A 14861-nucleotide genomic window follows, 5' to 3' on the forward strand; every position below is an offset into this window, starting at 1 on the left:
GCTCAGGCCAGGCGAAGGTGCGGGACGGGTGATGCCGCCTGCACCATCAGCCTCGCATGCGCGTCCGCGTCCATCGGGCGGTGGAAGCGAAAGCCCTGCAGCAGGTCGCAGCCCAGCCGCTCCAGCCCCAGGCTCTGCTCCGCGGTCTCTATGCCTTCGGCAATGATGGTCAGGTTCAGGCTCTTGCCGATGTCGATGATGGCGCCCAGCGTCGTGGGGCCCGGCGCCAGGCCTTCGGCCTCGCGCACGAAGGCGCGGTCGATCTTCAGGATGTCGAAGGGCAGTGTCTTCAGCATCGAGATGCTGGAATAACCGGTGCCGAAGTCGTCCAGCGCAAGGCGGAAGCCGAGTGAGCGAAGGTGGTTGAGCACCGCCTTGGCCTTGTCCACGTCCTCCATCACGGCCGACTCGGTCACCTCCAGCAGGATGGACGAGGGCGAGACGCCGGTGTGCTCCAGCACCGTCTCCACGCTGCGCACGTAGTTCACGTGCATCAGCTGGCGCGGCGACACGTTCACGCTGATCGCGGTGGGCGTGCCGGCCTCCTCCAGCCGGCGGGCGTGCCAGCAGGCCTGCTCCAGCACCCACTGGCCCACCTGCAGGATCTGGCCCGTCTTTTCCGCCACGTCGATGAACTCGGCCGGCGAACGCAGGCTGCCGTCCTCGGCGCGCATGCGCACCAGGGCTTCGGCCAGCACCGGCTGCTTGGTCCGGGTGTCCACGATCGGCTGGAAGTGCAGCACCAGCCGCTCCTGCTGCAAGGCCAGCGTGAGGGCGCGCTCGACGTCGAAGTCCTTGCGCATCGAATCGCTGTGGCTGCCGTTGTAGACGATGGCCAGGTTGCCGCCCTGGCGCTTGGCCGCGTACATCGCCCGGTCGGCGCGCATGATCAGCTCGTCCGATGCCACGTCGGGCCCGTCGCACAGCACGATGCCGATGGAGGTCTTGGGATGCAGCAGCGCGCCCTGGCAGGAGTAGGGCTGGCCCACGGCGTCGAGGATGCGGCCGGCGATCGAACGGGCCCCGCTTTCGGTGTCCACGCCTTCGAACAGCGCCACGAACTCGTCGCCGCCCATGCGGGCCAGGGTGTCGCCCGGGCGCAGGATGGAACGCACCCGGTTCGCCGTTTCGATCAGGTACTCGTCCCCGGCCGCGTGGCCCAGCGAATCGTTCACCTGCTTGAAACGGTCCAGGTCGAACAGGAACAGCACAAAGGGCTTCTCCGCGCTGCCGGCGCGGAAGCGCTCCAGCTGCGTCACCAGCGCAGCGCGGTTGGGCAGGCCGGTGAGGTGGTCGGTGAGCGCGGCGCGGGTGAGCTGGTCGCGCAGCGCGTTGCGGGCCTCCACGTTGCGCGCCATGCTGATGGTTTCCACCACGCTGCCGTTCAGGCCATAGGCATGGCGCAGCGACATTTCCAGCGTGACGTAGTGGCCGTCCTTGTGGCGCCAGTCGCCCTCCAGCAGCAATGCGCTGCGGGTGCGCGCCGCGCCCTTCAGGGCCGTCATCCATGTTTCGCGCTGGTTCGGATGCAGCCACTCCAGCACGCGCTGGCCCACCAGCTCCTCCGGGGTGAAACCCAGGTGCGCCTGCACCGAGGGCGACACGTACTGCACCAGGCCCTTGGCGTCCGCCTGCATCACCATGTCCTCGGTGTGCATCTCCATGAAGGCATAACGCTCCACCCGGGCGGTGAGCGCGGCCTCGCGCCGGTGCATTTCGGCAAACACCGTTTCGTAGCCCGCCACCAGCGGCCGGATCAGGTCAGGCAGGCGCTGCATCACTTCCGGCGGCAGCGGCAGGCGGAATTCGGACAGGTGCGCCACCGTGGATTCCAGCGCCAGGCGCTCGGCCCGGCGACGGCGCCATTCCTGCCACCCCGCACCCGCGCCCAGCAGCGCGAGCGGCAGGGCGGCCAGCCCCAGCAACGGCCACCATGCCGCCAGCGAGAGGCTCACGAGGGATCCCACAGTTGCGACAACGGTGAACGGCAGCAGTTTGCGCATGGAGGAAGGCGGGCACGCCCGGCCCAGCGGGCCGCAAGGTGCTGCTCCGTTATCGGCCTGCACACCCCCCCGGAACAGGGGAACGGCACGGCGGTTGCTGCAGTGGGCGGTGTTTTGACACGTCACGCGGCAAATGTCACGGCCGCACACAGGCTTTGCCAGGCCAGCCGCCCAGCCGGCCTGACCATGCGGGTACACCCGCGCATTCCCAGCAGGAGGCATCCATGGCGGAAGACAGAACCGCGGCAACCCCGCTCGGCAACAACCCCGCGGCCACCAAGCCGGGCGGCTCGCCCGGCACGGGGCTCGACGAGGCGTATCACCTGCTGCGCCGGCTGGCCGGCGTGGGCTACCAGCTGCGCGCGGCCACCCGCGCGGGCGACCGCTTCCTGGCGCAGGACGCCAGCGAGGACCGCGACACCGGCGTCTGGCTGATCTCTTGCGCGGTCACCCTCGCCGAGGACATCACCGCCGACCTGGACGGGCTGGCACGTACCTGGAAGCCCCGGGCCAGCGACGCCGGCATGAGCCAGGCGCTGACCAAGCTGCGCACCCGCGCGCACCAGCTGCACGCCGCCACCCGCGCGGCCGACCACTTCCTGGACCAGGACAGCAGCGAGGACAAGGGCACCGGCTCCTGGCTGGTGGCCTGTGCGCTGGGGCTGGCCGACAAGCTGGCCGGCGAAGCGGAGGACCTGGCGAGCGCGCTCAAGCGGGCCGCTGGGGAAACCGGGGCGGCGCCGGATGCGGCGGTGCGGCGGCCGCCCTCTCCCGCGGCTGCGGCGGTGCGTGCAGCGGTGCAGTCGATCTGACGGCTTGACCCACCGCGCCGCCCTGGCCAGCTCGGCCGGGCGGCGCCGCGGGCGGACCGCGACGTGCAGCGCTGCCACTGCGCTGCTTCTTCCGAATTTCCGCACTGTGCAGCCGGCGCGCGATCGTGCGATGCTGCGCGCTTGCTGCGCCGCGGCCGCCCACCGGCCGAAGCCCTGCGGCGCGTCCCCTGGCTCACAAGGCTGCCCTCCGATGCTTCGTCGCACCTCGCGTTCTTTCATTCTCCATGGCGCCCTGGCGCTGATCGTCGTTCCCGCCGCGGTGCAACCCGCGCTGGCCAGGCAGACGGCAGCACCCCAGCCCGCCCAGCGCCTGGCCGAGGTGGCCGATCGTTACTACGAGGGCTACTTCGGCCTGTTCCCGATGGCGGCGACCGAGAACCTCGGCGAGGCGCAATACGAGGCTGCCTTCGAGGTGGACATCGCACCGGCACACCGGGCACGCCAGAAGGCGCTGTACGAGCGCACGCTGAAGGCCTTGCAGGGCGTGGACCCGCGCCATTTCAACCGGCAGCAACGCGTGACCTACGAGCTGCTGAAGTACGAGGCGCAGCAGCGCCTGGCCATGCTGGCCTTCCCCACCCACCTGCTGCCGCTGGAGCACATGAACAGCATGCCGGTGCGCCTGGCGCAATGGGCCAGCGGCACCGGCCCGCAGCCGATGAAGACGGCGGCGCACTATGAGCACTACCTGGCACGCTTGAAGCACCTGCCGGCCTGGATCGACCAGGCGATGGCCAACATGGACGAGGGCATCGCCAAAGGCATCGTGCAGCCGCGTGCGCTGATCGAGCGCCTGATGCCGCAGCTCGATGCCCTGCTGCCCGCCGACCCGGCACGAAGCCCCTACCTGCTGGCCACCCGCGAGTTCCCGGCCGGCATCGCGCCCGAGGACCAGGAGCGCCTGCGCGCGGCCTACCGCAACACCGTGGACCAGTCGATCGCGCCGGCGATTCAGCGGCTGCGCAGCTACCTCCACGAACGCTACCTGCCCAAGTGCCGCGACACCGCCGGCCTGGGCGCCCTGCCCGGCGGCGCGGCCTGGTACCGCGCCAACGTGAAGGACAGCACCACCACCGACCTCGCGCCGGAGCAGATCCACGAACTCGGCTTGAAGGAGGTGGCGCGCATCCGCGGCGAGATGGAGAAGGTGAAGGCCCGCTTCGGCTTCGAGGGCGACCTGAACGCCTTTTTCAAGTCGCTGGACAACCGGCCCGAGCTGACGCCCTTCCACGACGAACGCGAGGTGCTGGACACCTTTGCCAAGCTCAACCTGCGGGTGGCCGCCGCTCTGCCCAAGCTGTTCGAGCGTGCCCCCAAGGCGGCGCTGGAGATCCATGCGGTGGAGCCCATGCGGCGCGACACCGCGTCGGACTACTACTCGCCGCCGGCCACCGACGGCTCGCGCCCCGGCATGTTCTACACCGTGGTAAAGGACCCTGCCACCTACCGCACCACCGGCATGACCTCGCTCTTCCTGCACGAGGGGCAGCCCGGTCACCACTACCAGATGGCGCTGCAGCAGGAACTGCCCGTGCCCAAATTCCGCAAGGGGGCCTGGTACGACGCCTATGGCGAGGGCTGGGCCCTGTATGCCGAAGGCCTGGGGCGCGAGATGGGCCTGTACGACGACCCCAACGCCTACCTGGGCCGCTTGTTCATGGAGTTGCACCGCGCCCTGCGCCTGGTGGTAGACACCGGCCTGCATGCCAAGGGCTGGTCACGCGAGCAGACCATCCGCTACCTGATGGAGATGGAAGGCTCCAAGGAAGACTCCGCGCGCCGGGCCACCGAGCGCTACATGGCCTGGCCCGGCCAGGCGCTGGCCTACAAGGTGGGCGAGCTCAAGATCATCGAGCTGCGCGAAAAGGCACGCGCCCGCCTGGGCGAGCGCTTCGACATCCGCGCCTTCCACAGCCAGGTGTTGGGCGAAGGCTCCATGCCGCTGTCGATGCTGGAAGCCAAGATCAACGCCTGGATCGCCGCCCAGGGCGCTTGAGGTCCAAGCGAGGACGCTTCAGCGCTCCGGGCCGGGGTGCGGCAGCTCCGGCATGTCCTCGTCGGGCGACATCTCGGGCGGGATCGGGTCTTCCACCGGCTGGCCAGGCAATACTTTGCCGGGCGGCGGCTCCTGCGCCGGGCGCCGCTCCGGCGAGTGGGTGGTTGCGTTGAACCAAGGCGACATGCCGGACTCCCAGTGATGCAGCGGCCACGATAGACCCTTGGCCACCGCCTGCCGTTCCCATCTGTGACAGCCCCGACAACGACGAGGACATGCGCTTGAACCGACGCCTTCTGCACCCCGCCGCCATCGCCCTGGTGGCCACGCTGGCCCTGGCGGCCTGCCAGGACAAGACCAACGCCGCCACGCCCGCAGCGGCCGCGCTGGCCGAGGCCCCGCCCACCAAGGCCACGGCCCAGGAAGCCTACGCGCTGGCCGCCAAGGGCAGCGGCTTCACGGTGGGCCCCATCATGGCCGCCAACACGGTGTACGTGTTTTTCGACACCGCCTGCCCACACTGCGCCCACCTGTGGGAGCAGGCCAAGCCGCTGCAGCCGCGCCTGAAGATCGTGTGGATGCCGATCGGCCTGCTGCGCAGCACCTCCGGCCCGCAAGGCGCCACCATCCTGAGCGCCGCCGACCCGGCCGCGGCGATGGCGCAGAACGAGGCGTCCGTGATGGCGCGCGGGCCGGGCATTGCGGTAAACCCGGCGCTGCCGGACGACGTGTTGGCCAAGGTGAAAAACAACACCGCGCTGTTCAACCAGCTGGGCGCCGAAAGCGTGCCGCTGATCGTGTTCAAGAACGGCAAGACGGGCGTCTACGGCACCCATGCCGGCGCAGTGGACACCGGCGAGCTGGCCGCCATGGCCGGCATCTGACCCAGCGGCCCGCCGGCAGGCGCGGGCTGGCCGCGATGGCCCGGCTTCAGCCGGCTTCAGCGGCCGCCGTTTCGCGCCGCGCGCGGTCCACGTCCGGGCTGCGGTACATCGCTTCCCGAATGCTCGCGAGGCTGGACTCGTGGAGGGCGCCGGGCGCCAGGCCATAAAAGTGCTGGAAGCTCATGATGAGCGGCCGCCACTGGTCGGGGTCCACCCGGTTGGGCTCGCCCTTCATCAGCAGCGCCTGCTCCACGTGCACGCGCTGTATGCGCACCTCGAAGCACAGGATGCCGCCGCGCAGCCGTTCATCGTCGTCGGCCACGCCGTGAATCGCCTCCACCACCGCCTCCATCTGCACGGGGCACTGCTGCACGCGGGGCGGTGCCACGGTCTGGGAGGCCTGCTCACTCATCCCGGCCTTCGCGAACTTGTTGGCCACATGCCGATAACCCCGCGCAGCCTTCGCCTTCGGCACCGGATCGGCGCCCGTCGTCAGGGCCAGGCGATTCACCGCGGCCACTTCGTTCACCGACGGCAGGTTGAGCACGCACTGCTTGGTGCGGCGCAGGTTCTGCGCGGTCTTGGACAAGGCGCCCAGCCCCAGCATGCAGCGCCATCCCAGCCAGAAGGCGGAGGACATGGGCGCCAGGTTGCTGGACCCGTCTTCATTGAGGGTGCTGATCAGCACCACCGGCGTGCCGAAGTACAGGATCGCGGGTTCACAGGCCACATGCATTTGTTTTCTCCGTTGTGTGGCCCCAAGTCTGCAAGCCGGCGGCGTTGGGGGCTCGCCTGATTCGGACATGGAATTCGGAGGCGACTTCGCTACGGGGGTCACACGCCGCCCTTGGCAGGACGCAGCGGTGCGCTCAGCCGTCGAACAGCCCAGTGGTGGAGGATCGGGCCGGTGGGGTGTTCTGCGTAGCGAAGTAAAGGAGGAGGTGGCCGCCGAAGGCGGACGCCGGGGGACATGAGCGCAGCAGAGCACCCCAGCGACCCGATCAGCGCCGGGCCTCCGCATGCACAACGCAGTTAAGGATGCAGCTTCTCATGCCGAGCCAGCATCTCGACCAACTGCGCAATGCGCTTGGCCCGCGTCTCCGGCCGCTTCGCCGTCTGCACACGCCACAACACCGCATACCGGTTCGTGCTGTCCAAGGTGGCGAAAAACGCGGCCGCCTTGGGGTTGGCATCGAACGCCGCCTGCAACTCCGGCGAGACGCTGGCCTGGCTGGGGGAATCGTAGGCGTCGGCCCAGCGGCCGTCGGCCTTGGCGCGCTCCACCTCCTTCAGGCCGGCCGGCTGCATGCGGCCCTGCTCGATCAAGGCTTCGGCCTTCGCGCGATTCACCTTGGACCAGATGCTGCGTGCGCGCCGGGGGGTGAAGCGTTGCAGCCAGTAGGGCTCGCCGCCCTTCTTCTGCCCGTCGATCCAGCCGTAGCACAGCGCCACTTCCAGCGCCTCGGCATACGAGAGCGTGGGCTCGGGCGCGCCCTTCTTCGCGATCTCCAGCCACACGCCGTCGCTGCCGGCGTGGTGGCGCTTCAGCCAGCGTTCCCAGGCGAGCGTGTCGTGCAAACGCAGGGGCTCCTCGGTAGGGGCAGGTGCGGTCTTTGTGGGCATGTCTTCTATATTAGATTAGTTTCTCGTATAGTGGACGGATGGACATCGAAGCCATCATCGCCAAACGCCTGAAAGAGCATCGCATGGCCCAGGCCTGGTCGCTGGACGACCTGGCCCAGCGCTCGGGTGTCAGCCGCGCCATGATCTCGCGCATCGAGCGGCAGGATTCCAGCCCCACCGCGGGCCTGCTGTCGCGCCTGTGCGATGCGCTGGGCATCACGCTGTCCGCGCTGATGAGCGACGCGGCCGGTGCCCCGGCCAGCGTGAACCGGCGCGACCAGCAACTGGTGTGGCGCGACCCCGAAACCGGCTACCTGCGCCGCCTGGTGTCGCCCGCCGCGGCCGAAGGCGACACCGACATCGTGGCGGTGGACCTGCCGCCCGGCGCGCGGGTGCCCTATGCGCCGGACACGCGAACGCGCTACGAGCAGCAGGTGCTGGTACTGCAGGGCGAACTGCGCCTGCTGATCGGCAAGGAGGTGCTGAACCTGCACCCCGGCGACTGCGCGCGCATGTCGCTGGAACACGGCCACACCTTCGAGAACCCCACCGCCACCACCACGCACTACCTGGTGGTGGTGCGCAAGGCAGCCCCCTCTCCCACCCACCGTTGACCCATGCACATCGCCCTCGAATCACCCGACCAGCCCGAGGTCATCGCCCTCATCGATGCGCTGGACGCCTACCAGCGGCCGATGTATCCAGAGGAAAGCCACCACGGCGTGGACATCGGCGTGCTGACGCAACCCAACGTGCTCTTCGCGGTGGCGCGGGATGCGCAAGGCCGCGCGGTGGGTTGTGCCGCCGTGCTGCTGATGCCCGAGTACGGCGAGCTCAAGCGCATGTACGTGGACCCGGCCTGCCGCGGACAGGGCATCGGCCAGGCCCTGCACACCACGCTGGAGCAGGAAGCTCTGCAGCGCGGCTGCAGCACCCTCATGCTGGAGACCGGCCCGCGCCAGCCGGAGGCGATTGCGCTGTACCGGCGGCTGGGCTATCGCAGCCGCGGGCCCTACGGCGACTACTGGGACGATCCGCACAGCGTGTTCATGGAAAAGCCGCTGGGCGGCGGCTGAAGCGGCGGGGCGCGCGTTGTCGAACAGGTAACGGCCGTGCGGACAGGGGTTTGTGCAGCGCCGGATACTGCGCCATCGACCACCTCCCGGCCCAGCCCCATGTCCAACCGCACGCTCAACCTCGACGACACGCTCTACCAGTACGTGCTTTCGCATTCGGTGCGCGAGCATCCGGCCCAGGCGGCGCTGCGCGAGGCCACCCGCCACCATCCGCATGCCGGCATGCAGATCTCGCCGGAGCAGGGCCAGCTGATGGCGCTGCTGGTGCGCCTGATGGGCGCGCGCCGCACCATCGAAATCGGCGTGTTCACCGGCTACAGCGCCCTCACCGTGGCGCTGGCCCTGCCCGACGACGGCACGGTGCTGGCCTGCGACATCAGCGAGGAGTACGTGCGTGTGGGCCGCCCGCACTGGCAGGCCGCCGGTGTGGCGCACAAGATCGACCTGCGCCTGGCACCGGCGCTGCAGACGCTGGATACGCAGCTGGCCGAAGGCGGTGCGGGCCGCTACGACTTCGCCTTCATCGACGCCGACAAGACCGGCTACGACGCCTACTACGAACGCTGCCTGCAGCTGCTGCGCCCGGGCGGCCTGATCGCGATCGACAACACCTTGTGGAGCGGCGCGGTCGCGCGGCCTGCGCAGGACAAGGACACGCTGGCCTTGCAGGCGCTCAACACCAAGCTGCATGCCGACGAGCGGGTGGACCTGTCGCTGCTGCCGATCAGCGACGGCCTCACCCTGCTGCGCAAGCGCTGACAAGGAGCGCCCCATGTTCGACGGCTTCCAGCTCGAGGATGTGGCGCTGGGCGAGGTGACGCTGCGGATGCGCCACAGCGGCCACGGGCCCGCGGTGCTGCTGCTGCACGGCCACCCGCGCACGCATGCCACCTGGCACAAGGTGGCGCCCCTGCTGGCGGCCCGCCACACCGTGGTGTGCCCCGACCTTCGCGGCTACGGGCGCTCGTCCAAGCCCCCTACCCGGCCCGACCATGCGCAGGCCAGCAAACGCGTGATGGCCGCGGACTGCGTGGCCTTGATGCGGCACCTGGGCCACGAAAGTTTCAGCGTGGTCGGCCACGACCGCGGCGCGTATGCCGCCTTCCGCACCGCGATGGACCACCCGGCCCAGGTGGAGCGACTGGCTGTGCTGGACGCGGTGCCCATCGTGGAAGCGCTGGAGCGCTGCGACACGCGCTTTGCCGCGGCCTGGTGGCACTGGTTCTTCTTTGCGCAGCCGCACAAGCCGGAGCGCGCGATCCTCGCCGACCCCGACGCCTGGTACAACAACACGCCCGCGAAGAGAGCCCAGATGGGCGAGCAAGCCTACGCGGACTACCAGGCCGCCATCCACGACCCGGCCACGGTGCACGCCATGCTGGAGGACTACCGCGCCGGCCTCGGCATCGACCGCGCGCATGACGAGGCCGACCGCGCTGCCGGCCGCCGGCTCAGCTGCCCGCTGCTGGTGCTGTGGGCGCTGCGCGACGACATGGAGCGGCTGTACGGCAACCCGCTCGACGTGTGGCGGCCTTGGGCCGGCGCGCTGCAGGGACGCAGTCTTGACTGCGGCCACCACATGGCCGAGGAACGGCCGGAGGAGCTGGCCGCGGCACTGTTGCAGTTCCTCAATGAGCCCTGACCCTCACCGCGCCCGGCGCACGGCCGATCCGCGCTGCGCCAGCTGACGCTGCTCGCCGGCAATCCACTCGTCGATGCGCGCTTCCAGCAGCGTCAAGGGCAGCGGCCCGTCGTCCAGCAGCGCGTTGTGGAAACGCCGGATGTCGAAGCGCTCGCCCAACACGGCCTCAGCCTTGCGGCGCAAGGCCTTGATCTTCAGTTCGCCGATCTTGTAGCCCAGCGCCTGGCCGGGAGTGACGACGTAGCGGTCCACCTCAGCCACGGCCAAGCCCTCGCTGATGCCGGCGGTGTCCACCAGATAGCGCACCGCCTGCGCACGGCTCCAGCCAAAAGCGTGCAAGCCGGTGTCCACCACCAGCCGGGCGGCACGCAGCATTTCCCAGGTCAGCGCGCCGAAGCGCGCATACGGGTCCTTGTAGAGCCCCAGCTCTGGCCCCAGGCTTTCGGCATACAGCGCCCAGCCTTCGCCATAGGCCACGTACCAGCCGGAGCGGCGGAATGCCGGCAGGCCCTTGATCTCCAGCGCGCGGGCGCTTTGCAGGTGGTGGCCCGGCACCGCCTCGTGCAGCAGCGTGTTCTCCATGTCGTAGCTCGGCCGCGTGTCCAGGCTCAGCACGTTGGCCTCGAAGAAGCCGGCCCGGCTGCCGTCCAGCGCCCCTGAGCTGTAGTGCTCGGCCGCGTCACCTTCGTAAGCCTCCATCGCACGGATGCCGTAGGGCTGGCGCGGCAGCTCGGCAAACAGCTTGGGCAGCTCCGCATCGACGCGCTTGGCGATGTCGCGGTAGGCTTTGAGCATCTCGGCCGGATCGGTGAAGTAAAAGCGCTTGTCGCGCTTGGTGCTCTGCATGAACTCGGAGCGCGTGCCCTGGAAGCCGATCTGCGCGATCAGCTTGTCCATCCGGGCGCCGATGCGCACCACCTCGTCCAGGCCGATCTGGTGCACCTGCTGCGGTGTGAGCTCGGTGGTGGTGTTGTCACGCACCGCCAGCGCGTAATAGGCCGGGCCGCCCGGCAGGCTGGAGGCGGCCAGCGACGGGCGGCACGCCGGGATGTACTCCTGCTCCAGGAAGCGGCGCATCGCAGCGAACGCCGGTTGCACCTGCTCGCTGAGCACCTGGCGAGCCGCCGCGGCCAGCCGCTCCTGCTCGGGCGCCGGCATGTTCACGGGGAAGGACTTGAAGGGCGCGAACAGCGGATTGGCGCCCACGTCGGCCGCCACATAGGCGCTGAACTGCCCTGGCACGCCACCCATCACCTCGGCCGGTGGCAGCCAACCCGAGCGCATGCCCTGGCGCATCAGTGCCGTCATCTGCGCCAGCGCGCGCGGCATCGCCGCCAGTCGCTGCAGGTAGTGCTCGTAGTCGCGCGTGCGGCGAAACGGGCTGGCCTTGGCGAGTGCGGCAAATTCATGTTGCGGCCCGCTGTCGGGGCCCACCACCAGCCAGCCGTCGCGGCCGCTGAAGGGCAGGCTGCCGTACAGCGCGTCCACCGCCTGGGTGCTGCGCAGCTGCTCGACCATGAGCTGGCGTGAGATGCGGTCCTGCGTGTTCAGCCGGCGGCCGTCCACCGCCAGCAGCTCGCGCAGCAGGGCCCGGCCATGCGCCTTTTCCGCCGCCACGGCGGCCGGGCTGCGGTCGTCCAGCCGGTCGTTGAAGCCCTCCACGCCCACGAAGGTGGCCGATTCCGGCGACACCTGCAGGCCACGCAGGAACTCGCGTTCGAACAGCGCATGCAGGGCCCGGTTCGGCGGCAGCTCCGCCGCCTGTGCCTGCGCGCACAGGCTCATTCCCAGCGCCAGTACGGCGCATCCCAGCCAACGGACCATTCACCACCTCTTGTCTTGCTTGGGCGGCACGGTAACAAAAACAGCGGCCCACCCGGCGCGGAAACGGCTGCAGTACCCTTCATTTGCCCCAGGAAGGGGGCCGGACACAATAATTGCCTGCTCCCCCCGAGCAACCATCACCGGAGGTTTCTGCCATGGCCACGACCGTTCCCGCAAAGGCGCCCGAGCACGCGTTCCCGCACTGCGTGCAGACATTCACCACGCCGTCGGGCACGCAGGGCCGGTTCTTCTCGCTGCCCGAGCTGGCCGAGACGTATCCACAGGTCAACAAGCTGCCGGTGTCCATCCGCATCGTGCTGGAGTCGGTGCTGCGCAACTGTGACGGCAAAAAGGTCACCGAGGAGCATGTGAAGCAGCTGGCCGCCTGGGCGCCCACGGCCGCGCGCACCGACGAGATCCCCTTCGTGGTGGCCCGCGTGGTGCTGCAGGACTTCACCGGCGTGCCGCTGCTGGCCGACGTGGCCGCCATGCGCAACGTGGCGCAGGACATGGGCAAGAACCCGAAGACGATCGAGCCGCTGGTGCCGGTGGACCTGGTGGTGGACCACTCGGTGATGATCGACCACTACGGCACCAAGGATGCGCTGGACCTCAACATGAAGCTGGAGTTCTCGCGCAACCTGGAGCGCTACCAGTTCATGAAGTGGGGCATGCAGGCCTTCGACACCTTCCGCGTGGTGCCGCCCGGCTTCGGCATCGTGCACCAGGTGAACCTGGAATACCTGGCGCGCGGCGTGCACAAGGGTGCCGACGGTGTGTACTACCCCGACACGCTGGTGGGCACCGACAGCCACACCACCATGATCAACGGCATCGGCGTGGTGGGCTGGGGCGTGGGCGGCATCGAGGCCGAGGCCGGCATGCTGGGCCAGCCGGTGTACTTCCTCACGCCGGACGTGGTGGGGTTCGAGCTGAGCGGCGCCCTGCGCGAGGGCGTGACCGCCACCGACCTGGTGCTCACCGTCACCGAGATCCTGCGCAAGGAAAAGGTGGTGGGCAAGTTCGTCGAGTTCTTCGGCGAAGGCACCGAATCGCTGGCGGTGCCGGACCGCGCCACCATCGCCAACATGGCGCCGGAATACGGCGCCACCATGGGCTTCTTCCCGGTGGACGGCAAGACGATCGACTACTTCCGCGGCACCGGCCGCACCACCGAGGAGATCGAGGCCTTCGAGGCCTACTTCAAGGCGCAGGGCCTGTTCGGCGTGCCCAAGCCAGGGGACATCGAATACACCAAGGTCGTGAAGCTCGACCTCTCGACGGTGGTGCCCTCGCTGGCCGGCCCCAAGCGCCCGCAGGACCGCATCGAACTCGACAAGCTGGCCTCGGCCTTCACCGACCTGTTCAGCAAGCCGGTGGACTCCAACGGGTTCGGCCAGCCGCCCGCCAAGCTGAAGCAGGACTTCCCGGCGGCCAACGGCGTGACCCTGCACAACGGTGACGTGCTGATCGCCGCCATCACCTCCTGCACCAACACCTCCAACCCCAGCGTGCTGCTGGCCGCCGGCCTGCTGGCGAAGAAGGCGGTGGAAGCGGGCCTCACGGTGCAGCCGCACATCAAGACCTCGCTCGCCCCCGGCTCGCGCATCGTGACCGAATATCTGGGCAAGGCGGGCCTGCTGCCCTACCTGGAGCAGCTGCGCTTCACCGTGGCCGCCTATGGCTGCACCACCTGCATCGGCAACGCGGGCGATCTGGCGCCGGAGTTCAACGACGCCATCATGGCCAACGACCTGGTGTGTGCTGCGGTGCTGTCGGGCAACCGCAACTTCGAAGCGCGCATCCACCCCAACATCAAGGCCAACTTCCTGGCCAGCCCGCCGCTGGTGGTGGCCTATGCCATTGCGGGCAACGTCACGCGCGACCTGATGACCGAGCCGCTGGGCAACGGCAAGAACGGCCAGCCGGTGTACCTGAAGGACATCTGGCCCACCAGCCAGGAAGTGCATGACCTGCTGAAGTACGCGCTGGACGCCAACGCCTACCAGGCCAACTACGACCAGGTGGCCAAGAACCCGGGTGAGCTGTGGGCCAAGATCCACGGCGTGGACGGCCAGGTCTACAACTGGCCTACCAGCACCTACATCGCCAAACCGCCCTTCTTTGACCGCTTCACCATGCGCCCGCCGGCGGCTGAAGCCGTGGGCGTGAAGGGCGCGCGCATCATGGCGCTGTTCGGCGACTCCATCACCACCGACCACATCTCGCCGGCCGGCTCGATCAAGGAAGCAACACCCGCCGGCCAGTACCTCAAGGAACACGGGGTGATGAAGGAGGACTTCAACTCCTACGGCTCGCGCCGCGGCAACCATGAGGTGATGATGCGCGGCACTTTTGCCAACGTGCGCATCAAGAACCTGATGATTCCGGCGCGCGCCGACGGCAGCCGCGAGGAAGGCGGCCTCACCGTGTTCCAGCACGAGGGCATCGAAGGCGGCGGCCCGAAGAAGGGCGACAAGATGTTCATCTACGACGCGGCCATGGCGTACATGAGCGCCGGCGTGCCCACCGTCATCTTCGCCGGCGAGGAATACGGCACCGGCTCCTCGCGCGACTGGGCCGCCAAGGGCACCCAGCTGCTGGGCATCAAGGCCGTCATCGCCAAGAGCTTCGAGCGCATCCACCGTTCCAACCTGGTGGGCATGGGCGTGCTGCCGCTGCAGTTCCGCTCGGCGGACAGCTGGTCCACCCTGAGGCTCAAGGGCGACGAGCTGGTCGACGTGGTGATCGACGGCGACATCAAGCCGCAAGGCGATGCCCGGCTGGTGATCACCCGGCCCGACGGCGGCAAGCTGGAAGTGCCGCTGAAGCTGCGCATCGACACGCCGATCGAGATCGACTACTACCGGCACGGCGGGATCCTGCCCTCCGTGCTCAGGCAGCTGTGGGCGGCATGAGCACGTAGGGCAGGCCCCGCCATGGCGGGCGACATGGCATCGCGGGCCGGCCGGCCCGCGAG

Annotated in this window: 13 protein-coding genes; 8 read left to right on the forward strand and 5 right to left on the reverse strand. The window is 69.1% G+C overall.

Going from position 1 to position 14861, the window contains the following annotated elements; all coding sequences use genetic code 11:
- Nucleotides 1–2 precede the first annotated feature (2 nt).
- On the reverse strand, nucleotides 3–1955 hold the full coding sequence (locus VPH43_RS03705) for a putative bifunctional diguanylate cyclase/phosphodiesterase (protein WP_328576309.1): 1953 nt from the start codon (nucleotides 1953–1955) through the stop codon (nucleotides 3–5).
- Nucleotides 1956–2227: 272 nt separating this feature from the next.
- On the opposite strand from VPH43_RS03705, the gene VPH43_RS03710 reads away from it, so the two are divergent.
- Nucleotides 2228–2815, forward strand: a complete 588-nt coding sequence (locus VPH43_RS03710) for a hypothetical protein (RefSeq protein WP_328576310.1) — start codon at nucleotides 2228–2230, stop codon at nucleotides 2813–2815.
- Between the two features lie 211 nt (nucleotides 2816–3026).
- Nucleotides 3027–4832 (forward strand): DUF885 domain-containing protein, encoded by a 1806-nt coding sequence (locus VPH43_RS03715; protein ID WP_328576311.1) that lies wholly within the window; start codon nucleotides 3027–3029, stop codon nucleotides 4830–4832.
- 18 nt (nucleotides 4833–4850) lie between these two features.
- On the opposite strand, the gene VPH43_RS03720 is transcribed toward VPH43_RS03715, so the two are convergent.
- Nucleotides 4851–5018, reverse strand: coding sequence for a hypothetical protein (locus VPH43_RS03720; RefSeq protein WP_328576312.1), 168 nt, complete (start codon nucleotides 5016–5018; stop codon nucleotides 4851–4853).
- Between the two features lie 95 nt (nucleotides 5019–5113).
- Here VPH43_RS03720 and VPH43_RS03725 point away from each other — a divergent pair, with 95 nt between their 5' ends.
- Nucleotides 5114–5716 carry a thioredoxin fold domain-containing protein gene (locus tag VPH43_RS03725; RefSeq protein WP_328576313.1) on the forward strand — a complete coding sequence of 201 codons (603 nt, stop codon included), beginning with the start codon at nucleotides 5114–5116 and terminating at the stop codon, nucleotides 5714–5716.
- Between the two features lie 46 nt (nucleotides 5717–5762).
- Here the strand turns inward: VPH43_RS03725 and VPH43_RS03730 are convergent, their stop codons facing one another.
- Nucleotides 5763–6452: a flavin reductase family protein gene (locus VPH43_RS03730; protein ID WP_328576314.1), complete on the reverse strand. Its 690-nt coding sequence runs from the start codon at nucleotides 6450–6452 to the stop codon at nucleotides 5763–5765.
- A gap of 296 nt (nucleotides 6453–6748) precedes the next feature.
- Nucleotides 6749–7339 (reverse strand): YdeI/OmpD-associated family protein, encoded by a 591-nt coding sequence (locus VPH43_RS03735; protein ID WP_328576315.1) that lies wholly within the window; start codon nucleotides 7337–7339, stop codon nucleotides 6749–6751.
- A 38-nt stretch (nucleotides 7340–7377) separates the two neighbouring features.
- Between VPH43_RS03735 and VPH43_RS03740 the strand changes: the two genes are divergently transcribed.
- From VPH43_RS03740 to VPH43_RS03755, 4 genes are all read left to right on the forward strand, one after another.
- On the forward strand, nucleotides 7378–7953 hold the full coding sequence (locus VPH43_RS03740; protein ID WP_328576316.1) for a helix-turn-helix domain-containing protein: 576 nt from the start codon (nucleotides 7378–7380) through the stop codon (nucleotides 7951–7953).
- A 3-nt stretch (nucleotides 7954–7956) separates the two neighbouring features.
- Entirely contained in the window at nucleotides 7957–8415 is a 459-nt protein-coding gene (locus tag VPH43_RS03745; RefSeq protein ID WP_328576317.1) for a GNAT family N-acetyltransferase, read from the forward strand.
- A gap of 99 nt (nucleotides 8416–8514) precedes the next feature.
- Entirely contained in the window at nucleotides 8515–9174 is a 660-nt protein-coding gene (locus VPH43_RS03750; protein WP_328576318.1) for a class I SAM-dependent methyltransferase, read from the forward strand.
- A 13-nt stretch (nucleotides 9175–9187) separates the two neighbouring features.
- On the forward strand, nucleotides 9188–10057 hold the full coding sequence (locus VPH43_RS03755) for an alpha/beta fold hydrolase (RefSeq protein WP_328576319.1): 870 nt from the start codon (nucleotides 9188–9190) through the stop codon (nucleotides 10055–10057).
- Between the two features lie 3 nt (nucleotides 10058–10060).
- Here the strand turns inward: VPH43_RS03755 and VPH43_RS03760 are convergent, their stop codons facing one another.
- Nucleotides 10061–11881 (reverse strand): DUF885 domain-containing protein, encoded by a 1821-nt coding sequence (locus tag VPH43_RS03760; protein WP_328576320.1) that lies wholly within the window; start codon nucleotides 11879–11881, stop codon nucleotides 10061–10063.
- A 155-nt stretch (nucleotides 11882–12036) separates the two neighbouring features.
- On the opposite strand from VPH43_RS03760, the gene acnA reads away from it, so the two are divergent.
- Nucleotides 12037–14799, forward strand: a complete 2763-nt coding sequence (gene acnA / locus VPH43_RS03765) for an aconitate hydratase AcnA (protein WP_328576321.1) — start codon at nucleotides 12037–12039, stop codon at nucleotides 14797–14799.
- Nucleotides 14800–14861 lie beyond the last annotated feature (62 nt).

This window comes from Ideonella sp. BN130291 (assembly GCF_036231905.1).
GTDB lineage: Bacteria > Pseudomonadota > Gammaproteobacteria > Burkholderiales > Burkholderiaceae_C > CAMLIZ01.

What these genes read in the sequence shown, in the direction of transcription:
- VPH43_RS03710 (WP_328576310.1), top strand. Translation starts at nt 2,228, where the DNA reads ATGGCGGAAGACAGAACCGCGGCAACCCCGCTCGGCAACAACCCCGCG.
- VPH43_RS03715 (WP_328576311.1), top strand. Translation starts at nt 3,027, where the DNA reads ATGCTTCGTCGCACCTCGCGTTCTTTCATTCTCCATGGCGCCCTGGCG.
- VPH43_RS03740 (WP_328576316.1), top strand. Translation starts at nt 7,378, where the DNA reads ATGGACATCGAAGCCATCATCGCCAAACGCCTGAAAGAGCATCGCATG.
- VPH43_RS03720 (WP_328576312.1), bottom strand. Translation starts at nt 5,018, where the DNA reads ATGTCGCCTTGGTTCAACGCAACCACCCACTCGCCGGAGCGGCGCCCG.
- VPH43_RS03745 (WP_328576317.1), top strand. Translation starts at nt 7,957, where the DNA reads ATGCACATCGCCCTCGAATCACCCGACCAGCCCGAGGTCATCGCCCTC.
- VPH43_RS03755 (WP_328576319.1), top strand. Translation starts at nt 9,188, where the DNA reads ATGTTCGACGGCTTCCAGCTCGAGGATGTGGCGCTGGGCGAGGTGACG.
- VPH43_RS03735 (WP_328576315.1), bottom strand. Translation starts at nt 7,339, where the DNA reads ATGCCCACAAAGACCGCACCTGCCCCTACCGAGGAGCCCCTGCGTTTG.
- VPH43_RS03750 (WP_328576318.1), top strand. Translation starts at nt 8,515, where the DNA reads ATGTCCAACCGCACGCTCAACCTCGACGACACGCTCTACCAGTACGTG.
- acnA (WP_328576321.1), top strand. Translation starts at nt 12,037, where the DNA reads ATGGCCACGACCGTTCCCGCAAAGGCGCCCGAGCACGCGTTCCCGCAC.
- VPH43_RS03730 (WP_328576314.1), bottom strand. Translation starts at nt 6,452, where the DNA reads ATGCATGTGGCCTGTGAACCCGCGATCCTGTACTTCGGCACGCCGGTG.
- VPH43_RS03760 (WP_328576320.1), bottom strand. Translation starts at nt 11,881, where the DNA reads ATGGTCCGTTGGCTGGGATGCGCCGTACTGGCGCTGGGAATGAGCCTG.